The organism is Sphingobium sp. (genome assembly GCF_036170395.1).
Classification (GTDB): domain Bacteria; phylum Pseudomonadota; class Alphaproteobacteria; order Sphingomonadales; family Sphingomonadaceae; genus Sphingobium.
In genome coordinates this window covers 17,909-37,128 of sequence record NZ_JAVHPD010000003.1, presented here as the reverse complement: position 1 = coordinate 37,128, position 19,220 = coordinate 17,909, and the positions used below count along the sequence as shown (strand labels likewise).

Annotated in this window: 22 protein-coding genes; 17 read left to right on the top strand and 5 right to left on the bottom strand. The window is 66.5% G+C overall.

Annotated features, from left to right (window positions below; translation table 11 throughout):
- Positions 1–85: 85 nt before the first annotated feature.
- From V2B31_RS00770 to V2B31_RS00740, 7 genes are read left to right on the top strand one after another with little or no spacing between them, the layout of a single operon-like run.
- Entirely contained in the window at positions 86–481 is a 396-nt protein-coding gene (locus tag V2B31_RS00770; protein WP_328274334.1) for a hypothetical protein, read from the top strand.
- Positions 481–804: a hypothetical protein gene (locus tag V2B31_RS00765; protein WP_328274332.1), complete on the top strand. Its 324-nt coding sequence runs from the start codon at positions 481–483 to the stop codon at positions 802–804. Before V2B31_RS00770 ends, V2B31_RS00765 begins: the two co-directional genes overlap by 1 nt.
- A gap of 2 nt (positions 805–806) precedes the next feature.
- Complete coding sequence (locus tag V2B31_RS00760) at positions 807–1,049, top strand: hypothetical protein (RefSeq protein WP_328274330.1); 243 nt, start codon at positions 807–809, stop codon at positions 1,047–1,049.
- On the top strand, positions 1,042–1,218 hold the full coding sequence (locus V2B31_RS00755) for a hypothetical protein (RefSeq protein ID WP_328274328.1): 177 nt from the start codon (positions 1,042–1,044) through the stop codon (positions 1,216–1,218). Before V2B31_RS00760 ends, V2B31_RS00755 begins: the two co-directional genes overlap by 8 nt.
- Positions 1,211–1,492 (top strand): hypothetical protein, encoded by a 282-nt coding sequence (locus V2B31_RS00750; RefSeq protein ID WP_328274326.1) that lies wholly within the window; start codon positions 1,211–1,213, stop codon positions 1,490–1,492. Before V2B31_RS00755 ends, V2B31_RS00750 begins: the two co-directional genes overlap by 8 nt.
- Positions 1,489–1,662, top strand: coding sequence for a hypothetical protein (locus tag V2B31_RS00745; protein ID WP_328274324.1), 174 nt, complete (start codon positions 1,489–1,491; stop codon positions 1,660–1,662). Before V2B31_RS00750 ends, V2B31_RS00745 begins: the two co-directional genes overlap by 4 nt.
- A complete protein-coding gene (locus V2B31_RS00740; protein WP_328274322.1) occupies positions 1,659–2,159 on the top strand; it encodes a hypothetical protein in 501 nt (166 codons plus the stop codon). The genes V2B31_RS00745 and V2B31_RS00740 overlap by 4 nt, the downstream gene beginning before the upstream one ends.
- A gap of 91 nt (positions 2,160–2,250) precedes the next feature.
- Here the strand turns inward: V2B31_RS00740 and V2B31_RS00735 are convergent, their stop codons facing one another.
- The gene (locus V2B31_RS00735) at positions 2,251–2,424 is read right to left on the bottom strand and encodes a hypothetical protein (protein ID WP_328274320.1); all 174 of its coding nucleotides are present in this window, start codon (positions 2,422–2,424) and stop codon (positions 2,251–2,253) included.
- Between V2B31_RS00735 and V2B31_RS00730 the strand changes: the two genes are divergently transcribed.
- From V2B31_RS00730 to V2B31_RS00685, 10 genes are all read left to right on the top strand, one after another.
- A complete protein-coding gene (locus V2B31_RS00730; protein WP_328274318.1) occupies positions 2,423–4,585 on the top strand; it encodes a ParB/RepB/Spo0J family partition protein in 2,163 nt (720 codons plus the stop codon). The two genes, V2B31_RS00735 and V2B31_RS00730, sit on opposite strands and share 2 nt — an antisense overlap.
- A complete protein-coding gene (locus V2B31_RS00725) occupies positions 4,582–5,415 on the top strand; it encodes a DUF6551 family protein (RefSeq protein WP_328274316.1) in 834 nt (277 codons plus the stop codon). The genes V2B31_RS00730 and V2B31_RS00725 overlap by 4 nt, the downstream gene beginning before the upstream one ends.
- The gene (locus V2B31_RS00720) at positions 5,412–5,705 is read left to right on the top strand and encodes a hypothetical protein (RefSeq protein ID WP_328274314.1); all 294 of its coding nucleotides are present in this window, start codon (positions 5,412–5,414) and stop codon (positions 5,703–5,705) included. Before V2B31_RS00725 ends, V2B31_RS00720 begins: the two co-directional genes overlap by 4 nt.
- Complete coding sequence (locus V2B31_RS00715; protein WP_328274312.1) at positions 5,702–5,935, top strand: hypothetical protein; 234 nt, start codon at positions 5,702–5,704, stop codon at positions 5,933–5,935. Before V2B31_RS00720 ends, V2B31_RS00715 begins: the two co-directional genes overlap by 4 nt.
- Positions 5,925–6,185, top strand: coding sequence for a hypothetical protein (locus V2B31_RS00710; RefSeq protein ID WP_328274310.1), 261 nt, complete (start codon positions 5,925–5,927; stop codon positions 6,183–6,185). The genes V2B31_RS00715 and V2B31_RS00710 overlap by 11 nt, the downstream gene beginning before the upstream one ends.
- Complete coding sequence (locus V2B31_RS00705) at positions 6,149–7,144, top strand: hypothetical protein (RefSeq protein WP_328274308.1); 996 nt, start codon at positions 6,149–6,151, stop codon at positions 7,142–7,144. The genes V2B31_RS00710 and V2B31_RS00705 overlap by 37 nt, the downstream gene beginning before the upstream one ends.
- Before the next feature lie 59 nt (positions 7,145–7,203).
- Complete coding sequence (locus V2B31_RS00700; RefSeq protein ID WP_328274306.1) at positions 7,204–8,511, top strand: AAA family ATPase; 1,308 nt, start codon at positions 7,204–7,206, stop codon at positions 8,509–8,511.
- Positions 8,504–10,183 carry a hypothetical protein gene (locus V2B31_RS00695; RefSeq protein ID WP_328274305.1) on the top strand — a complete coding sequence of 560 codons (1,680 nt, stop codon included), beginning with the start codon at positions 8,504–8,506 and terminating at the stop codon, positions 10,181–10,183. The genes V2B31_RS00700 and V2B31_RS00695 overlap by 8 nt, the downstream gene beginning before the upstream one ends.
- Positions 10,180–10,386, top strand: coding sequence for a helix-turn-helix transcriptional regulator (locus tag V2B31_RS00690; RefSeq protein WP_328274304.1), 207 nt, complete (start codon positions 10,180–10,182; stop codon positions 10,384–10,386). The genes V2B31_RS00695 and V2B31_RS00690 overlap by 4 nt, the downstream gene beginning before the upstream one ends.
- A gap of 256 nt (positions 10,387–10,642) precedes the next feature.
- On the top strand, positions 10,643–11,188 hold the full coding sequence (locus V2B31_RS00685; RefSeq protein WP_328274303.1) for a hemerythrin domain-containing protein: 546 nt from the start codon (positions 10,643–10,645) through the stop codon (positions 11,186–11,188).
- A gap of 42 nt (positions 11,189–11,230) precedes the next feature.
- On the opposite strand, the gene V2B31_RS00680 is transcribed toward V2B31_RS00685, so the two are convergent.
- The 4 genes from V2B31_RS00680 to V2B31_RS00665 form a co-directional block, all read right to left on the bottom strand.
- Positions 11,231–12,184 carry an SDR family oxidoreductase gene (locus tag V2B31_RS00680; protein WP_328274302.1) on the bottom strand — a complete coding sequence of 318 codons (954 nt, stop codon included), beginning with the start codon at positions 12,182–12,184 and terminating at the stop codon, positions 11,231–11,233.
- A gap of 94 nt (positions 12,185–12,278) precedes the next feature.
- Positions 12,279–13,046 carry a ThuA domain-containing protein gene (locus V2B31_RS00675; RefSeq protein ID WP_328274301.1) on the bottom strand — a complete coding sequence of 256 codons (768 nt, stop codon included), beginning with the start codon at positions 13,044–13,046 and terminating at the stop codon, positions 12,279–12,281.
- On the bottom strand, positions 13,043–16,084 hold the full coding sequence (locus V2B31_RS00670) for a glycosyl hydrolase family 28-related protein (RefSeq protein ID WP_328274300.1): 3,042 nt from the start codon (positions 16,082–16,084) through the stop codon (positions 13,043–13,045). The genes V2B31_RS00675 and V2B31_RS00670 overlap by 4 nt, the downstream gene beginning before the upstream one ends.
- 78 nt (positions 16,085–16,162) lie before the next feature.
- A complete protein-coding gene (locus tag V2B31_RS00665) occupies positions 16,163–19,120 on the bottom strand; it encodes a TonB-dependent receptor domain-containing protein (RefSeq protein ID WP_328274299.1) in 2,958 nt (985 codons plus the stop codon).
- Positions 19,121–19,220: the final 100 nt, after the last annotated feature.

Below are 19,220 nucleotides of genomic sequence, written 5' to 3'. Positions count from 1 at the left end.
CACTCACTCTGGCACATTGCGATGCCGTTGGGAGCCGTCCACCCCAACAAGGCAGCTGGTTCCTCCGGCTCGGAAGGACCGAGGCATGACCCGGCGCTGCAGGCTGTCCGACGAGCAGCTGGACGAGATGGCGCGCCTCCGCGAGCGGGGCTGGGGCACCGGCCGCATCGCGGAACACTTCACCCGCGCCGGCACGCCGATCAGCGGCTCGTCGATCAACTGGCAATGCATGAGGCTCGGCGCCGACGCGCCGGCGCGGCTGCGTGGTCGGTCGTCGGCGCCGCGCGTAACCTACTGGCGCAATGGTCGCCCCTGCCGTCCCTGGACCGCCGAAGATGACGCGAAGCTGCTCGAGCTCGAACGTGCCGGCGTCAAGCTGCACATCGTCGCGCAGCGGCTCGGCCGCGCCAACAGCAGCGTGCGCGGCCGCCTGCTGACATTGGCTCGTCGGGACGCCCGACGTGAGGAGGCGAGCGTCTGATGACCCCCTCTGTCGAACTCTTGCCCCCGATCAAGGCCGACCCGATCGAGCCGTTCGCGATCCCCATCCTCTTGGATGATCGCGGCTGTGCATGGATCCCGGACGCCTTCAACGCCGCCCTCTACCAGCTGCTCCCCGTCTGCGAAGGCGCGAGCCTCGGTTGGGCGCCGATCCCGGAGCTCAACAAGGCGCTGATCGCGATTCAGGGCGGCAATCCCTTCGCCCCGACCGGCGAGGCCCTTGCGATCGCGATCAGCCGGCGCGGCCTGCGCGGCCTGATCGATGGGCTGAAGTCCATCGAAGCGCAGATGGAGGGCATGTAGCCATGGCTCACCCTGCAAAGACGCCCGGCGAACTTCAGCGCCAGGTCGATGCGTTCAATGCCCGCTACTCCGTAGGCCAGCCGGTCATCCTCCAGCGCGACACTGGCGAGCCGCTGCGCACCGTCACCCGCTCCGAAGCGCAGATCCTCTCCGGCCATTCGGCCGTGATCTGGGTCGAAGGCGTCAGCGGCTGCTACCTGCTCGACCGCGTCACGCCGGTACCGGCGGAGGCGACGCATGTCTGACGCGATCGCCAGCAACCCAGCCGATGTCGCCGAGCAGGCCTATGCCGTGATCCACGCGGACGCGCCTCCGGAGGTACCGGAATGGTCAGGGCTTCACCCTATCGAACAACGACACCTGATCCGCTTTGCCGAACAGGTGCTTCAAATCGCGGCCTCAGCTCATGGCTGAGCTGACCTTCCGCGAGCGCACAGCCTTCCGGCTCGACGCGATGTTCCATTTCGGCCGGCGCGGACTGGCGCCGGTGAGCCAGATATCCGACCACCACCTCGTGCGCACGCGCAACTGGCTGGTGGGGCAGGATATCGCCCACCGCGACGCCTGGCTCAACGTCTTCGATCGCGAGCTCGAGGCGCGTGGCCTGAGCGCTGCGGCTTTTCTGGCCCCCGCTCGGCGGTCTGGCCCCGCCAGACGGCGAGTGGGCAAAGCGAAGGGCCGGCCATGAGCAACTTCGCCTACCTGTGCTGGCTCGCCGCCTTCGGCCTCCTTTCTTTCGATGCAGGCGCGCGCCTCGTCCGGTCCTTCTACGCCCCGTCGTGGCGGTTTAGCGCCCGGTTCTATCTGCTATTGGCCTCTGCGATCGGCGTCTATCTCGCGGTCGAGGGCCGGCCATGAGCCGCGATTCCATCGAGGTTCGCGAGTGCGACCGCTGCAAGGCGACGGTCGAGGCGCGCGATCTCGACGCCTTTGACGGCTGGGGCTCTGCCTCGGCAACGGCGCAGGTCTTCGGCGAGCGCAAGGGTTTCGCCAACGCCGATCTCTGCCCCGACTGTTTCACTTTCCTTCTTGACTGGTTCACCGCCATCACGCGCGAGCGCGATGCCCAGCGCACCACAGCGCCGCGTGCCGAGCGCCCGGACGTACCGCCGAGGAAAGCCATTGCCGCCAGCCTGGTTGCTGCCAGCCTCGCCAGTTCGCCCGATCTGGATGATTATCTCGCGAAGATCGACGCCATCAACAGCCTGGACGAGATGCAGGAATATCAGGCCCGCAACGGCCTGAAGCTCATGGAATGGATGGCCGATCCGGCGCTCGCAGAGCGGGTGAGGGACGGACATTATGCGGCGTTCGAGCGGCTGGAGAAGGTCGCCGACGAAGGCGAACCGGCATGAGCCCCGTCGAAGCGCGTCCCGCGCCACGCTTCGACCTCTGCGCCTGCGCCACCTGCCGCGCGCTCGACATCGATTTTCCGAATGATGGGCATCAGCTCGCGCTGATCGCCCCGACCAGCCGCCCGCCTGCCTCGTCCCCAAGCTCACCCCGGCAGGCGAAGCGGGTGCGGACCGGGCCTACGCCCTCCCGGTCCGCACCATCCCATCCCGAAAACCCCGACCCACAACCCTGCACGAAGAGGTGCTTATCCAGGAGAAGACCCATGTCCGTTACCACGATGACGATCGACGCGCTATGCGTCTCCCCGTTCAACGCCCGCCTCAACGAAGAGGACGCGAACGCCATCGACGCGCTCGAAAACAGCCTCGTCGCCCGCGGCCAGCTCTACCCCCTGATCGTTCACCCCATGAAGGCGAAGACGCCGCGCAAGAAGCGCTTCGGCGTCCTCGATGGCGGTCGCCGCTTTCGCGCCTTCGCCCGCGCGATCGCCAACGGCCGTCTGCCCAAGGATCATCCGATCGAGGTGGCGATCCGCGAGAGCAGCGACGAAGGCGAACTGCACGATCTGGCGCTCGCCGCCACCTTCATCCGCCGCGATCTGCGCGACTATGAGATCTACGCCGCGGTCGCGCGCGCGGTCGCCGGCGGCCGCACCTATGCCGAGATCGCCGACACCAACGGCCAGCCGGTCAAGGTGGTGCGCAAATGGGCGCGCCTGGGCGATCTCCACCCCACCGTCTTCGCCGCGCTGGAAAAGGGCGAGATCAGCGGCAAGCAGGCCATGGCCTTCGCCGCGACCGAGGACGTCGCGCTCCAGCTCCACGTCTTCGAACAATTCCTGGTCCATCCGCAGCGCAGCTACGGCAATGGCGAGGCGCTGATCCGCAAGCTGATGAAGGTCGGCGATCGCGAGCTCGAAAAGATGCTCCGCTTCGTGGGCGAGACCGCCTATGCCGACGCCGGCGGCCGCTACGAGCTCGACCTGTTTGCAGACGAGGCCGAACAGCGCGGCCGCGTCGCCGACGAAGGGCTGCTGCTCGGCCTCGCCGACGCGAAACTCGATGCGATCCGCACGCGGGTGCGCCGCCAGTGCGGCCGCGATCTTCGCTTCGAACCTGCCCCGCCCCGCCTCATGCTCGGCAATTACGACCAGGGCGTCGACAATGCGCTGGAGATCGTCGCGGCGCCCGAGCCCGCCGATGCGGCCGACGCCGCCTGGTTCGCGTCTCTTCGCTACGAAATGGCGCATCTGGAGGAATGGGCGATGTTCCATTCCGGCGACGAGGAACTGGACGAGGATCTGCACGCCCACTGCATCGCCGCGATCGACGCCTATTATGAGCCGCTCGAGGAAGAACTGGCGTTCCTCGAAAATCGCATGGAGCTGACGCTCCCGGCGGGTCAGGTCTATGCAACCCTCGTCGTGCAGGAGGATGGCGAGGCCGAGCTTCGCTATTGGTGGGCGAGCCGCAAGGAAAAGCAGAAGGCGGAAGCCGCGGCGCGCAAGCAGCCCGATGCGCCGGCCCCGCGCCCGGTCTCCACCGGCCCGATCGGCCAGAACCCGTCCGATCGCGTCGAGCAGGCACGACCGCTCCTTCGCCCCGGTTCGGCGATCGATTGCGGGGCAGGCTATGGCTATCGCCAGCAGGCCGACCAGCTCGCCCGCGACGATCAGGGCCTGACGGCCGACGGCGTACAGGTGATGCGCTCGCTGCGGCGGGAGGCGCTGCGCGCTGCGCTGGTAAAGGATCAGAACCGCCGACCCGCGGGCCAAAGCATCGCGCTCGACTATCTGCTCTGGGCGCTGGCGCGCGATCGTCTCACGGCACATGGGATTATGATTCCCGGCGCGCGCAGCCATGAGCGCGGCCTCGCCGGCCTGTCCGTCCGCCACGACGTGCTGGCGAGCGGCGTCCAGGATCATGTCGATCGGACGGCGGCGCACCGCATCTGGCAGGATGCGGTCGATCTGCTGAAGCAGCACTCGTCGATGACCGGCGAGGATCTCGTCCAGGCTTTCGACGCCTTCCGCGCCGACGCAGTTGTGCTGCGCGATATCGCCGCCGCCGTCATCGCTGGCTGCGCGCTGGAACGATCCGCCAACGCCCCCGGGTACGAGATCGAGATGCACGATCATATCGCGCTGCTCGCCGGCTATGGCGATGACGAGGCGGTGCGCAGCCTGATCGAGCCCACCGAAGAATTCGTCGCGCTACTGCCCCGCGCGCGCCAGCTGGAGCAGGTCCACCCGCACGTCACCCAGGGGGAATATCTCGCGCTGGAGAAGCGCAAGGCCGCCGACCTCCCCGCCCCTGTCGCTCGCGCGCTCGCCCGGGCGAAGGACTGGGTTCATCCCATGATCCGCTTCCGCCCCCGCCTCGCCGCAGTCTTCGCCAACGACAAGCAGCTGGAGGCGGCGGAATGAGCAGGAAGCCCCAATATGACGCACCCAAGGGCAGCCTGCCGGTGCTCCAATATCTGTCGCCGGCGCAACTTCAGGTCGACGCCACCTATCAGCGCTCGATCGAGAACGGCCAGAGCCGCAACCTCATCGCGAAGATCGCGCGCGAGTGGGACTGGCAGCTTTGCGGCGTCCTCGTCGTCTCGCGCCGGGGCGATGAGGGCCTGTTCGTGGTCGATGGTCAGCATCGCCAGCAGGCAGCGCTGATCCGGTCCGACATCAGCCAGTTGCCTTGCGTGGTGGAAACCTATGCGTCCGCTCAGGAAGAGGCGGCGATCTTCGCCAAGCTCAACCGCCAGCGCACCCCGCTTAAGGCGCTGGATATCTTCAAGGCGGCCGTCGCCGGCAAGGATCCCGAGGCCTGCAAGCTGATGAGCCTCATCAGCCAGGCCGGGCTTCAGCTCGCGACCAGCAGCAACAATGTCGATCAGGCCCCAGGCAGCATCGGCAACATCGGCGGCATCCGCGAAGCCAAGCGCAGCTATGGCGACAAGGTGACGCTGAAGGCGCTGCGCGTCCTGCGCCAGGCGTTCGACGGGCAGGTGCTGCGCTATGCCGGCACCCTGTTCGGCGGCATCGCCGGTGCGATCGGCGATGCGGGCCGCAGCGGCACCGCGATCAGTGAAACGCTCTTGGTCGCGGTGCTGAGCGGCCAGGAACAGGCCGACTGGTATGCCGAGATCATGGCGCACAAGGGCAAGTTCCCCGAAATGCGCACCCCGGCCGCCGCCGCCCACATCATCAGCTCCGCCTACGAAGAAGCGGCGGCCGAGGACGAGGAAATCGCGGCATGAGTGCGGACTGGAAAGCCGGCGACCTCGCCGTGTGTGTTGTCGATCGCTGGTGCCACTGTGGCAAAAGCGACTGCGGCATCAACGCGATCGCGCCGAAAAAGGAGGAGCTTCTCCGGGTCGATCAGGTCTGCATCCGTGGCGATCACTGCTTCCTGCACTTTAAGGCGAAAGGCGAACAATATGCCTGGTCCCATGTCGCCTTCCGCAAGGTGAAGCCAGACACCGAACCAGCCGCCGACGAGGCCTGGGTCGAACAGCTAAAGCACCTGCGCCGCAAGGTGCCGGCATGAGCACGACGCTCAGGCAAGCCATCAGCCGCGAGGCGGCGGAGTGGAGCGAGCGGCGTGCCCTCGCCCGCCGGCAAGGGATCGACGTCCCCGTCCCCAGCCGGCGCGGCGAGACTGTCCCGCCGCCAGCGGCCGGGCCGCTCTCCATCTATCGCGATCCCTGCTTCAGATGCGGTGTGCGCGGCGACATCGGCTGCAAACATCGTGGCGGAGGCGCGCGCCATGGTCTGTGAGCGCGTCTCCCTGCCCGGCGGCGGCGCGGCGATCGTCTGCTCGCCCGGCCGGCGAAAACGCTGCGCCTGCGGCAAGTCAGCGCCGTTCCTCTGCGACTGGAAGGTGACGTCCCGCCGCAGCGGCACCTGCGATGCGCCGATCTGCGCCGACCATGCGACCGAACCCGCACCTAACAAGCATCTCTGCCCCACCCATACGGAGGCTTATGCCGCGTGGCAGGCTGCTCAGCCGACGAGGATGCCGGCATGAACGCGCCCGCTCTATCCCTGTCGCACCTGCCCGATCGTCGCCGGCGCTGGACAGCCGATCGCTCGGCCCGGCTTCAGGCCATGTGGCCCTCGTCCACCGTCGCCGAGATCGCGGTCGCGCTCGGCACCAGCCGAGGCGCAATCTACGTCAAGGCGGCCAAGCTCGGCCTGCCCCCCCGTCGCGAGGCGCCCGTCACGCCGTCGGCCGCGCCCTCTCTTCCTCCGCGCGACCCGACCGGGCAGCGCCGCTTTGTCGGCTTCGAATCCGACAGCGGCCATCGCATCGACCTGAAACCTTGGCACCCGGCGCTGCGCAAGGGATCGACCCTGTTCGGCCGATCGGTAAAGCCCGCCGCCCAGGTGGTCACCATCCTCAAGTCCGGCGAGAACAGCCGGAAGCTCGGCAGTCTCGCGACCAAGGGCCGCTGGCGGGGCATGCCGATCTTCGGCCTGACGCTGGAGGAGCGGGACACCTGCCCGCGCACCTGCCGCGAATGGGCGACATGCTACGGCAACTCGATGCACTGGGCCGAGCGCATCCTGGATGACGGGACGCTGACGCGGCGGCTTTGGGGGGAACTCGCCTCGTTGAACGCCCGGCATCCGGCCGGCTTCATCGTCAGGCTGCATATCCTGGGTGACTTCTACTCGCCGGGCTATGTCGCCTTCTGGCGCCAGGCCATCGACGACTTCCCGGCGCTGCGGATCTTCGGCTTCACCGCCCGCCAGGCCGATGATCCCATCGGCGCCGAGGTCGCCCAACTGCTCGCCGACCAGCCTGATCGCTTCCGGATCCGCTTTTCCGGCGCGGCCGGCGATCGCGACGCCGCCGAGGTGGTCGACTCTCCCGACCAGGCGACCGGCATCCTCTGCCCCGCCCAGCGCGATCCGGCCCGCTGCTGCGCCACCTGCGGCCTCTGCTGGCAGACCAACCGCACCATCAGCTTCGTGAGGCACTGAGTCGCGTGATCTCCCGCCTCGCCGACTTTCTTCGTCTCAACCGTCTTGGAGCCTCGCTTATGTCCTGGGAAAAATTCGGATCGCCCTACGACCCTAATCACCGCGGCAAGATGAAACTGCCACCTGAAAAACAGGCTCAGGCTGGCCAGAAAATTTGTAAATGCGGCGGCGCGGGCTGTTCGATATGCAACACGGCTTCTATCGAGGTCAGCATCGTCCGGCCTCCGAGCGGTTGGCACGCCGATGTTTTTCCTACCACATTCGAACGGTTCATGCGTGAGGGAATCTACACTCGCGAAGCCGAGGCGCGCGGGTCAAGCCCGCCGTCGAGTTACATGGCTGCCCGCCGTGCGGTCGAAAGGTGGCTGGTAGAGGCGCCCGATCAGAAGTTCGATGACATCGTCGGCAACGACGCCGCTCTGGAGCAGCTGCGCGATGCGATCGAGGCGCCCGTCAGGCACAAGGCGGTCTATGACGCCTATGGCATGAGGATGCCGAAGGGTGCGCTGCTGTCCGGCCCGCCTGGCTGCGGCAAGACGATGTTCGCCCGCGCCGCAGCGTCGGAAATGCGCCGCCTTTATGGCGGCAAGGTCGAGTTCGTCTCGATCTCCGGGTCGGAACTTCAGTCACCCTTTGTCGGGATGACCGAAGGCTACATCAAAGCCATCTTCACCTTTGCGCGGGAGTACCGGAAATTCCACGGCCACCCGCTGCTGGTCTTCATGGACGAGGCGGAGGTGCTGCTTCCAGACCGCACCGGCCGCGTCCGTCGTGTCGCGCCATGGGAAGAAAGTCAGGTCGCGACCTTCCTCGCTGAAATGGATGGCATCGTGGAAAGCGGTGCCTTCATATTGCTGGCCAGCAACCGGCCCGAGGTAATTGACCAGGCCGTGCTGCGCGACGGGCGCTGCGACTTCAAGATCATAGTGCAGCGGCCGACCCCCGAAGCGATTGAGGTGATCCTCCGCAAAAATTTCGCCGGCATCCTGGTCGCGGACGGCAGTATGGAGCAGCTCGTCTTCGCGGCGGTCGAGGGGCTGCTCGATCCGGCCAAGATCCTGATGGAGGGTCACGCCATCAAGATCGACCTCGCGGAGCAGACGGCGAAGGACGTGCTGCGCAAGCACTTTCTCCTCGAACACATCGTGTCCGGTGCCATGGCCGCCTCGATTCCGATGCGCGCCACGCGGCACGCCTTCGCGCGCGACAAGCTGACTGGCGAAGCGAAGGGGGTCACTGTTGCCGACGTCCTGCAGGCCGTCAACGACCTGTTCGAAGAGAACAAGGGCCTCGAGCACAGCTTCGCCCTCAACGATTTCAAGGCCGAGCTGATGCGCGAGGCCAGGGAGGCGGCGAAGCTTGGCTGAGCATCCCATCTCGATCGGGATGCTCGAAGAAGGACACCTGCTCCTCCTCGGCACGACCGGCGCCGGCAAGACCTATCAGCAGCGCGGCTTCCTGGAGCGGCTCCGCTTCAACGGCCGCCGCGTGGGGGCGGTCGACAAGCTCGGCAATCATTGGGGGCTGACCCTCTCGGCCGACGGCAAGGGCGCGGGTCTCGACTTCATCATCTTCGGCGGCAAGCGCGGCCATGTGCCGATGACGCCGTTCGACGGCGAACGCATCGGCCGGCTTTTCGTCGAGCGCAACATCCCTGCCATCTTCGACGTCAGCCAGTGGAAGGTGGACGAGCAGCAGGACTGGATGGAGGGCTTCGCGGACGCGGTCTTCCTGCACAATGAAGGTCCGCTGCATCTCGGCCTGGACGAGGCGCAGAGCTGGGTGCCGCAGGGCGGCGGCGGCGACGCCTTCAACAGCGTGCGGCGTCTGGCCGAACAGGGGCGCGGCAACGGCATCCGCCTGATGATGGCCGCGCAGCGCCTTAGCCGCATCGACAAGAGCTGCGCCGGCATGGCGGCGGTCGTCGTTGCCATGCGTCAGACCGGCACCGCCGATCGCAAGGCGATGCGCGATCTGCTCGCGGCCGACGCGGACCAGATGGCCATGATCGAGCGCGAGCTCCCCGGCCTGCCGACCGGCAGCGGCTTCGTATGGGATCCGCTGCAGGGCAGCCTCCTCCGCCACGCCTTCCCCGCGAACCTCACCTTCGACAGCTCGCGCACGCCCCGCCATGGCGACACGCCGCCGGCGTCGATGGCCGTGTCGAGCGACCTGGTGGAGGAGCTGCGCCAGGCGCTCGCGCCGCCGGTCGAAAGTCCGGCGGTGCACGACTATCCCGACGACGAGATTCCGGCCGAGCCAATGGCCGCATTCGAGAAAGGCAGCGCGATCGGCCAGATGCTGGTCGAGCGGGACGACCGGATTGCCGTCTTGGAAGACCGGCTCCGCATCGTCAGTGGCGACCTTGAGGATCGGAAGAGGACCATCGCCAAATGGCAGACGCTTCTCCGCGGCATCCATCGCAGCATCGAAGAGACGTTCGGTTGGGCCGGCGCGCCCAATTCCATGTGGCCCATAGCGACAGCGCCCGGCGGGTCTGAACCACTCGCCGCCGTTGAGGGCCCACCGCCAGCGAAGGACGTTCGGATTCCTCCGTCCCAAGCCGGCGGCGGGCCCGATCGGGAGATGCGATCGCTGGCGGTGCTGGCGGCGATCTATCCGGCCGGTCTCACCGAAGCCGCATGGGCGGGCCGCGCCGGCCGCGCGCGGAAGGGCGGCGCCTGGGCCTCGCAGCGCAAGCGCTACGCCGACGCCGCCCTGATCGAGAAGCGCGACGGTCGCTGGTTCGCCACCGCCACCGGCGTGGAGGCGGCCGCTGGCGATGTTCCGACCTTGCCCGCGCCAGGCGCTCAGCTGGTGAATTGGTGGGCTGATCGCCTCGGCCCCGCCGGCAAGCTGCTGCGCCACCTTTACGGCATGCATGGCCTGAGCCGCGGCGAACTCGCGGCCGCCGTCAACATGACCGCCACCGGCGGCGCCTTCAGCGGCGCTGTCGCGGAGCTCAAGCGCAACGAACTGATCGAGGAGCGCGGCAAGCGTCTCTTCGTCGCACCAGCCCTGACCGGAGAGGAAGCATGAACGACGCGATCACGATCGCGCCCGGCGATAGGTTCATTGACCTGAAGGAGGTCCGCGCCCGCACCTCACTCAGCACGGCAACCATCTACCGCCGGCGCGGCAAAACCTTCCCCCGCTCCTACCCGATCAGCGATTCGCGCGTCGCATGGCTGCAATCGGACATCGAGCGCTGGATCCAGGAGCGCGTCTCATCATCCCCATAGGCGCGCCGAGAGGAGTCACATTGGGAGGCATCTACATACCATTCTGGGGCAATATCTATGTTTAACAATACTATATCAGATCAAAGCGGTTCCTGTCTCCCCGACCACTTCCACATACATGGATTAGTCGGCGCCATCGTCGGTCATGTTCGCAGCAGCTAATCGCGAATGCACTGCATACCCCAGCATCCAAATTCTATCCGCCTCGTTGGGTGGCCGACGGTCATTGCCGTCCCCACAGCCAAGGAGATGCAGCATGTCCTTTTTCGACAAGATCGTTGCGGCCATCACCCCGCCCGAGAGCGACGAGACCCGCTTGGAGACGCGGGCGAAGGCGCGCGCGCTGGCGCGACCGGGCGACTGGCTCGACCAGGTGCTCGACCAGCATGACCGGATCGAGGCCGCCTTCGCCGCTGTCAAGGCCGCGCCGGACGCCGCCAGCCAGCTCGCCGCGCAGAAAGACCTGGCGGTGATCCTGACCGGGCACAGCAATGCCGAGGAATCGGTTCTCTACCCTGCGCTGGTCGATGACGGGCACAAGGCCCATGCGGGCCTCGCCTATGAGGAGCAGGCCGCGGCCAAGGTCCAGATGGCGCTGCTGGAGAAGATCGAGCCGCTGACCCAGGACTATTTCGACAAGCTGGAGCATATTCGGGGCGCGGTGACGCATCATATGTATCAGGAGGAAAGCAACTGGTTTCTCGACATCCAGCGCGAGGTGCCCGACGCCGAGCAGGCGATGCTGACTCGGCGCTTTGCCGAGGAAGTGGAGCGCTATGTCGGGGAGCCGGCGACGGTCTGAGCCGCGATGCAAGAGACCGGGGCGGCGCGCTGCCCCGGTCGATCAGCCCCGGTTGGGGCGGGCCAGCAAGGCGGCGATCAGACCCGCGCCGACCAGCGTGCCAGCCGCGATGGTCGTCATCGGTCGCGCGCAGGGATGGCGAAAGCCGCCGTCGATGGCGGGCATGTCATCAGGCGGCGCGGAGACATTGCCGCGGGTGACAGGCGCTGGGGCGGCGTGGCCGAAATAGCGGTCGAACCAGATGCCGGCAATCCGCGATGGCAAAGTCGGGGCAATCGCATGGGCGATCCGCGCCGCCCACGTCGGCGCGCCGACCAGAGTCGTCGCTCGCGGCCGGTCGGCAAGGCGCACCACGGCCGCCGCGACGGTGCGGGGGTCGAGGATCGGCGGCGGCGCGGCGAGCGCCTTTCCCGTATAGTTGCCCGCGTGGCGCAGCGCGGGCGTATCGACGAAGGACGGATAGACGTCGCAGACATGGATATGCGGCCAGTCCAGCAATTCCGCGCGCAGCGCTTCTGAAAAGCCACGCAGGCCGAATTTGCTCGCGCCATAGGCGGCCGAAAAGGGCGTGCCGGCGATCCCGCCCATGGAGATCATGTTGACGAAGATGCCCTGCTTTTGATCGATGAAGATCGGCAACACGGCATGGGCATCGTTCATATGGCCGATGAGGTTCGAGCGGATGGTCTGTTGATGAACCGCGATCGGCACCTCCGTGAAGCGGCCGACCGCGCCCACGCCGACATTGCTGAACCAGAGATCGATCGTGCCGCAGAAGTCACGCGCCTGTTGCGCCAGCCGTGCCACGGCGTCTGCGTCCGTGACGTCGGTCGGCACGGTGAGAACCGCCGCGCCCGCCGCCCGGCACGTCCGCGCCACCGCCTCCAGCGCCGCCTCGCCGCGCGCCGCCAGCACCAGCCGGTCGCCCCGCGCGGCGAAGGCCTCTGCCGTTGCCTGACCGATGCCGCTCGACGCGCCGGTGATGACGATGTTCATGGGTGTGACGCTCCTCGCTCGCTGCGCGGGAGGAAAGTGCGGAACCGGGGCCAAGTTCCTGTGCTTCGTCCGCGATATAACCTAGGATAGAGGCTCAGCGCGCCATGCCGCGCCCGGTCGCGGTCCAGTAGATGCCGCCCATCAGGTGCGCCAGATAGGTCGGGTCGCGATACATCTCGCCGACATGGCCCAAAGTCGTCACGAACACGCGGCCGCCATCATAGCGATGATACCAGGCGATCGGATGATCCCTGCCCATCGGCTTGGAGACCTGCCCCGGCCAGATTTTCTCGGGGTCATAGCTGCTTTCGTCCACGTTCAGAACCGGGGTGATCGCGACCTTGTGGGGATTGGTGGTGACGTAGAATTCGTCGCCCCAGATCCAGCGGTCGGGCAGGCCGAAGGTGGCGGGGAAGCGCTTGTCCACCAGGTCGATGACGCCGGTCTGGAGCATCGGGTGGACGCCGACCGCGCGCCCGACGAGCCTTTCATACCAGGGCCAGTCGCCCGCCGGCGTAATCGCCGCGCGATGGACGACCATGACGTTGCCGCCGCCGCGCACATAGGTTTCGACATTGCGGCGCTGGGAGGGGCTTAGCTGCTCGCCGGGCGAGTTCAGAAAGACGATCGCGGCATAGGGTTTGAGGTCGGCATCGAAGCTTTCGGGCTTGTTGGTCCAGTCGAAGCCGAAGGCGTGGAGCTTGGCGAGTTGCTCGAAACTGTCGCGCGCGATCGGAATATATTCATAATGATAGGTGTTGGGCTTGGCGAAGACGAGCAGCTTATACTGGCAGTCCGCCTGCGCCGCGCCCGCTCCGCAGAGCAGGAGCAGAGCCAGTAGCAGGCGGCGCAGCAACCTCATCGGCCGCGTCCCGGAGTCACCGCGTAGAGGCCGTGATGCGAAAGGACGTAGAGGGTGCGCTTGTCCTCACCGCCGAAGACCAGTTGCAAGGGGCGCTCGGGCACGTCGATCCGCCCGATCTCCTTGCCGTCGGGCGCATAGACGAAGATCTGGCCGTTGGCGACATAGACGCGGCCCTGCCCGTCCACCGCCACGCCTTCCCCGCCTCGTTCGGCGAAGACCTTGAGGTCGGTGATCGCGCCGCCCGCGCCGACGACGCCGCTATAGGTGCGGTTTTCCGAGCCGTTGGTCACGAATACGCGCTCGCCGGGCCTGCCCTGGATGAAGCCGTAAGTGTCGAGCGCGTCGGAGAAGCGCAGCCCGCGATGGTCGGCCGGCCCCTGCGCGAAGGTGCGGTAGGCGGGCAGCGCGACGCTGCCGTCCGGCGAGACATATTCGTGGAGCTTGCCCTTCCCCATGTCGCGCACGAACATCTCGGCAAGGGTGGTATATTCGTATGTCTTGGGGTTGATCTGATCCTTGAACTCGCCATTGTTCCACCAGTTGACCGGCAGCACCGTCGTCGGGCCGGAGCGGACGGGCGTCGCGGGCAAGACGCTGATCTGGCTGTCGGGCGCGTCGGGCTTGACGCTGTAGACGGTGCCGTTGCGGCCGTAGGAGGAGAGGACCAGCAGGTCGCCCGACTTGTCGACCGTGAGATTGACCGGATCGAGCGTCGCATCGCGCACCATTTCCAGCTTGCCCGCGTCGGACCAGCGCCAGATGCGCTGGAAGAAGCGGTCGATGAAATAGAGCCGCCCCTGCGCGTCCACCGCGCCGCCGCCGGCCGAATGGAAGCCGTCCGCCAGTTGCGTGATCTTGGCGCCTTGAAAGGTGGAAGGTTCGACCGCGTCGGGTTTGGCGGGAATGTCGAGAACGGCGAATTCGCGTTCGCGCACGTCCAGCCCATGGGTGACGTCGCGGATGCTGTTCTCGAACGGGAATTTGGTGAGGCGCAGAAAAGTCGCGCAGCCATTTTCATCGCAGGTGCCGAGCCCGCTTTCGCCGTTCACATGGACGTTGCGGAAGCGGATGTCCTGCGAGTTATACACCGTCACCGCCGCCGGCGCGGCCTTGCGGGTGCGGGTGACGCGATAGCCGTGGAAGTTGGCGACCAAAATGTTGCGCGAATTGCGGATTTCGAGCGCGACGGCGTCGCCGCTCTCACCGGCCTCGCCCTCGGTCTGCGGCGCGAGAAGCTCCCAGTTGGCGACGCGGTTCAGCGCGAATTCCGATCGCACATGATGTTCGACCGACGCCTGGATGATGCGGCCGGGCGTCTCAGTATCCGACACATAGATGCCGGGATGGCCGAAGGTGCTGGGGCTCCAGACATTGGCGAAGGTGCCGCCACCCCCCTCCGTCACCCAGAGGCTGGCATATTGGCCGGCCCAGCGGCGCGCGGCGTCGGGATCGCCGGTGGCGTTGTTGTTGTAGGGGACGATCCGGGTGCCGTCGAAGCGGTCGGTGCCGTGGCCGCCCTGGAACTTGACGTCGTTGACCATCGAAGTCGCGCCCGCCTTCCACAGCAGGGCGGTCGCGCGCGGGTTGGCGCTTTGCGTGTCGAGGCCAAGCCCCGCGACGATCGCGTCGCCGCCGGACGCGCTCTCCACCAGCGCCTTGGGCGCGCCGACGCCCTGATAAGCTGGCGTGCCATCGGGCAGCACGATCTGGGTCAGGCTGGGGTGCAGACCGACCAGCACCGTGTCCGGGCGCAGTTTCAGCGTGTCGCTGACGCGGTAGAAGCCGGCGGGGAGATAGACGACGCGGTGACTGTCTATCGCCGTCTGGAGCGCGGCGGTGTCGTCGGTCTTGTCGTCGCCCTTCGCGCCCAATGTGCGGACGCTGACCCAGTCGGACACCGGCGGCAGCGCGCGGATCGCGGGCGCGGCCGGCGCTGGCAGAGCACCGATCGCCTCGATCTTGGCGTCCGTCTTATATTCGCCCATGCGGCCGACGCCGGGCAGGGTCAGGCCATGGGTGAAGGATGTGACCTTGTAGCTCGCGCCCTTGCCCGCCACGGTTCGGCCGCTCTCGCGAAACCGCGCGAAGGTCGGCGTGCCGCTCGCGACGACATTCTGGAAGCCGACCTGGGTATAGACATTCTTCTCGTTCGAGATGACGACGCCGGCCTTGCTGACATTCTCGAACCGCAGATCCTGGCCCCAGAGCCAGTCGCCATAGCCGCGATCGATCTCGATCCCGACCGGCACATTCTTGAAGGCGACATTGACCATGGTGAGGCCCGCTTCATGCTCGCGGATCGCGGCGTCGCGTTGCCCCTCGAAGGTGGAATCCACCAGCGCGAAGCCCCAGGCGGGCGACGGCTTTTCCGCGAGGATGCCGTAGCGCCCGCCCTTGAAATGCAGATCCTCCGCCTCGTTGGCGACATGGTAGAGGCCCGCAAGCGCTGTCCCGAGGTCGAAATCGACATGGCTGACGAAGCTGTGCTGCGCCGAATGAAAGCGGATCGCGGTCGCAGCCGGATTGCCGTCCAGGATGCGGAAATCGATATTGCCGAGCGCCGAATAGAAGGTGCCCGGATTGGCGTCGGCGATGCTCTTGTCGAAGGGCACGCTGCCGGCGGGGGGGAAGGCGGCGGGTGGCGTGTCCTTGTCGGTCTGGCGCTTGGCCCCGGTGAACATCAGCATATGCGCGACGCCCTTCTGGAAGCCGGGCGTGTTTTTGCCGAGCAGGATCACCGGCCTTTGCGCGCCAATGCCGAAGATGCGGACGCCCGGCCACAGGAAGAGGGTGCGGCTGATGCGGTAGGTGCCGGCGGGCAGGAAGACGATGCCGCCGCCCCCCTTCGCCGCCGCCCGGTCGATCGCCTGCTGGATCGCGGCGCTGTCGTCGGCGCGGCCGTCGCCCGCGCCCTTCACCGTCACGGCGCGCGGCTCGTCCGGCGCGGTCGTGTAGACGGACGGAGAAGCATGAGCCGCCACGGCCCCCAGCATCAGCATCACCGCCGCGCAAGCGCCGCTCAATCCGCGAACCATTTGGACACTCCTGTTCGAAAAACAAATGTCCCGGCCGTGCAGGGCCGGGACAAGGTTGGGGAGGGTAAGGGAAGGCGATCAGAAATTGAACCGGACGCCTGCCCTGTAGATACGGCCCAGCGTGTCGTAGAGGGCCGGATTGATGTCCAGACCGGTGTTGGTCTGGGGCGAGGCGACGGGATCCTTGTCGAACAGATTGTCGACCTTGCCGTAGATGGTCACATTGTCGGTGATGTTGAAGCTCGCGCCCACATCGACGTAGAAGGCGCCCTTCATGGTGTTGTAGTCGATCGTCGGATGGTTGCCGGTGGAGGCCGGGCAGGACGACTGGCAGACGACATATTGGTTGCCGAAGGTGCCGTTGCTGATCCAGCGTTCCTGCACCGTCAGGCTGAAGCGGCCGCTATCATAGGTCTGCACCGCCAGCCATTTCCAGTCGGGCGTCGCGCCATTGTTGGCGCCGGCCTGATCGACCGGATCGACCCCGGCAATGCCCGCATTGACGATGAACTTGCGGATATGGGTGGCGAGAACACGGGCGGTGAAGCTGCCGGGCAGGCCCAGCGGCTGCTGCCACTGGTAGCTGGCTTCGATATTGAAGCCGCTCGTCTTCCACGATGCCAGGTTGAACGGCTGGACGTTGATGAAATTGTCGCCCTGGTTGGGCGCGTCCAGCACGAAGCCGCCGCAGAAGGCGGTGTTGCCGTCGAAGCAGAAGCGGACGATCTGGTCCGCCGACAAGGACGAGATGACCCCCTTCAGCTTGATGTTGTAATAGTCGAACGAGAGGCTGAGCCCTGGCAGCCAGGACGGGCGCGACAGCACGATGCCGAGTTCGGTGTCGCGCGCGACCTCCGGCCGCAGATTGGGATTGCCGACCGCGCGCTGGAATGCCTGCACCGCGCGGTTGTTGAACGGGTCGTTGAAGTTCGGCAGCGTGGTGATGGTCGGCGCGGCGAACAGCTCCGACAGGTTGGGCGCACGCACGTCGCGCGAGGTGACGGCGCGCAGGCGGATGCCGTCGAGCGGCGTGTCCCAGGTGCCGCCGACCTTCCACGCCCAGATGGTGCCCGACGTGCTGTAATCGGTGACGCGCGCCGCCGCGTTGATATTGGCGCGGCCCATGGTGTCACTGTTGATGATCGGCAGGTCGACTTCGACGAAGCCTTCGATCACCTCATATTTACCGCGGCCATTTTTGTAGTTGCCGGCCGCCCAGCTGTTGCCGAGTTGCGCATTGAGCAGCGGGTCGGCGGGATAGTCCGGGCTGTTGGGGCTGATATCGCTGACGCCCGCGCCATAGGGGTCGGCGTTCACCCGGTAGAATTCCCGCCGATATTCGCCGCCGAACGCGACCGACACCGGGCCGGCCCACAGTTCGAACGGATTGCCCGAGAAGTTGAGGCTCGCAACATCCTGGGTCAGCTTGGTATGCTGGAACGGCCCGGTATGCGGCGCGACATAGTTAATGGCGGACGCCGACGGCGCGAAATTGCCGAAGATGTTGATCGGCTGGCAGCCATTGGCGCGCGCCACCGGATCGGCGCACACGATCGCGCCATTGAGCGTGATCGCGTTGGTCGCCGCGACATAGCGGTTCTGCAACACGATGTCGCGCACCTGAATGTCGGAAATGGTGATGCCATGCTCATAATAGGCGTCGTAATTCCAGTCGGTCCCGCCCATCCCGAACTTGCCCTTCAGGCCGCCGACGAAGCGATACTGCTTGCGGTCGGTATAGACATGGGGGTCGGGGAAATTGGCGTTGCTGGAGCCGAAGTTGAAGCTGGTGATGCCCGCGCTCGCGCACCGGTCGCGGATCAGTTGCGGCAGATAGGGATTGGCGCACTGCACGGTCAGGTTGGGCCGATTATAGCCGGGGCTTGGCTGGTTGTCGGTCTTCACCTGCGCGACGTTGACGGTCACATAGACCTCATTGTCCGGCGCGAAATCATAGCCAAGGCGGGTATAGCCGTTGATGCGCTCCAGCCCCGACTTGAGCGACGCGCCCGATCCCGGTGCGCCGGTCAGGTCGCCGCCGACGCAGAAGCTGTTGCCGGGGAAGCAGTTGCTGACCCGCCCGTTGCCGAGCGGCTGGCCGTTGGAGCCATATTGGAAATTATAGGGCGTGCCGTCGGGGGCGAAGGCGATGCCCTGGAGCGGGCCGTTGTTGATGAGGCCGTAGCGCGCATATTGATAGGGCTGGGCGAAATCGCGATAGTTGAACTGCGGCAGGCCGTTATTGGTCTGGCCGGTGTTCATGAGGGTCGTCGCGCGATACCAGTCGCGGCTGCCGGCAAGGTCGGTGCCGAAATCGCCGGGGCCGACGCCGCCTTCATGGTCGAACTCGCCGCTGATGACGAAATGCAGCCGGTCGTCCATGAAGGACTTGCCCCAGGCGGCCTGGACCAAAGCGGTCTCATCATCGCCATATTTGGTGATGCTGCCCAGCACATTGGCCTTGAACCCCTCGAACCGGGTATCGGTTATGAAGTTCACGACGCCGCCGACGGCATCCGATCCGTAGGAGGCCGAAGCGCCGCCGTTGACGATGTCGACGCGCTTCACCAGCAGCTGCGGGAACATCGAGATGTCCGGCACGCCCGTCACGTTCGCGCCGACAACGCGCTGCCCGTCGAGCAGCGTCAGGGTGCGGATCGGGCCAAGGCCGCGCAGCGAGAAGGAGCTGAGGCCCTGCTGCCCGCTGGAGGTCGAGAAGGTGCCCGTCGCCGCGCCGGTCGATCCCTGGAGCGAGGGGAGCTGCGCGATCGTGTTGAAGATGTTGGGCTGCGCATTGTTCGCGATCTGCTCCTCGCCGATCATCGTCGTCGGCGTGGGCGCATTGAAGCCGCTGGTGGTGATGCGCGATCCGGTGACGACGATGTCGGCGTCGGCCGACGCTTCCTGCGGCGTCACTACCTGCGGCTGAGCCGGCGGCGCGCTCTGGGCCTGCGCCGCGCCGGCCAGCGCGACACTCGCCATGGCGGCGAGGCTCACGCTCGCCAGATGCCGATGAAGTCCGGTGGTCACGTTCATTGATCCTTCCCCTTTTTGTCCTGCCCCCTCCCGGCGCAGTCCACGCCCATGGCGGGCGGTTGGTGACAGAATATGATGTTATCGCTCCCACCGCACTTAC

What these genes read in the sequence shown, in the direction of transcription:
- V2B31_RS00770 (WP_328274334.1), top strand. Translation starts at nt 86, where the DNA reads ATGACCCGGCGCTGCAGGCTGTCCGACGAGCAGCTGGACGAGATGGCG.
- V2B31_RS00765 (WP_328274332.1), top strand. Translation starts at nt 481, where the DNA reads ATGACCCCCTCTGTCGAACTCTTGCCCCCGATCAAGGCCGACCCGATC.
- V2B31_RS00760 (WP_328274330.1), top strand. Translation starts at nt 807, where the DNA reads ATGGCTCACCCTGCAAAGACGCCCGGCGAACTTCAGCGCCAGGTCGAT.
- V2B31_RS00755 (WP_328274328.1), top strand. Translation starts at nt 1,042, where the DNA reads ATGTCTGACGCGATCGCCAGCAACCCAGCCGATGTCGCCGAGCAGGCC.
- V2B31_RS00750 (WP_328274326.1), top strand. Translation starts at nt 1,211, where the DNA reads ATGGCTGAGCTGACCTTCCGCGAGCGCACAGCCTTCCGGCTCGACGCG.
- V2B31_RS00745 (WP_328274324.1), top strand. Translation starts at nt 1,489, where the DNA reads ATGAGCAACTTCGCCTACCTGTGCTGGCTCGCCGCCTTCGGCCTCCTT.
- V2B31_RS00740 (WP_328274322.1), top strand. Translation starts at nt 1,659, where the DNA reads ATGAGCCGCGATTCCATCGAGGTTCGCGAGTGCGACCGCTGCAAGGCG.
- V2B31_RS00730 (WP_328274318.1), top strand. Translation starts at nt 2,423, where the DNA reads ATGTCCGTTACCACGATGACGATCGACGCGCTATGCGTCTCCCCGTTC.
- V2B31_RS00735 (WP_328274320.1), bottom strand. Translation starts at nt 2,424, where the DNA reads ATGGGTCTTCTCCTGGATAAGCACCTCTTCGTGCAGGGTTGTGGGTCG.
- V2B31_RS00725 (WP_328274316.1), top strand. Translation starts at nt 4,582, where the DNA reads ATGAGCAGGAAGCCCCAATATGACGCACCCAAGGGCAGCCTGCCGGTG.
- V2B31_RS00720 (WP_328274314.1), top strand. Translation starts at nt 5,412, where the DNA reads ATGAGTGCGGACTGGAAAGCCGGCGACCTCGCCGTGTGTGTTGTCGAT.
- V2B31_RS00715 (WP_328274312.1), top strand. Translation starts at nt 5,702, where the DNA reads ATGAGCACGACGCTCAGGCAAGCCATCAGCCGCGAGGCGGCGGAGTGG.
- V2B31_RS00710 (WP_328274310.1), top strand. Translation starts at nt 5,925, where the DNA reads ATGGTCTGTGAGCGCGTCTCCCTGCCCGGCGGCGGCGCGGCGATCGTC.
- V2B31_RS00700 (WP_328274306.1), top strand. Translation starts at nt 7,204, where the DNA reads ATGTCCTGGGAAAAATTCGGATCGCCCTACGACCCTAATCACCGCGGC.
- V2B31_RS00690 (WP_328274304.1), top strand. Translation starts at nt 10,180, where the DNA reads ATGAACGACGCGATCACGATCGCGCCCGGCGATAGGTTCATTGACCTG.
- V2B31_RS00685 (WP_328274303.1), top strand. Translation starts at nt 10,643, where the DNA reads ATGTCCTTTTTCGACAAGATCGTTGCGGCCATCACCCCGCCCGAGAGC.
- V2B31_RS00680 (WP_328274302.1), bottom strand. Translation starts at nt 12,184, where the DNA reads ATGAACATCGTCATCACCGGCGCGTCGAGCGGCATCGGTCAGGCAACG.
- V2B31_RS00675 (WP_328274301.1), bottom strand. Translation starts at nt 13,046, where the DNA reads ATGAGGTTGCTGCGCCGCCTGCTACTGGCTCTGCTCCTGCTCTGCGGA.
- V2B31_RS00670 (WP_328274300.1), bottom strand. Translation starts at nt 16,084, where the DNA reads ATGGTTCGCGGATTGAGCGGCGCTTGCGCGGCGGTGATGCTGATGCTG.
- V2B31_RS00665 (WP_328274299.1), bottom strand. Translation starts at nt 19,120, where the DNA reads ATGAACGTGACCACCGGACTTCATCGGCATCTGGCGAGCGTGAGCCTC.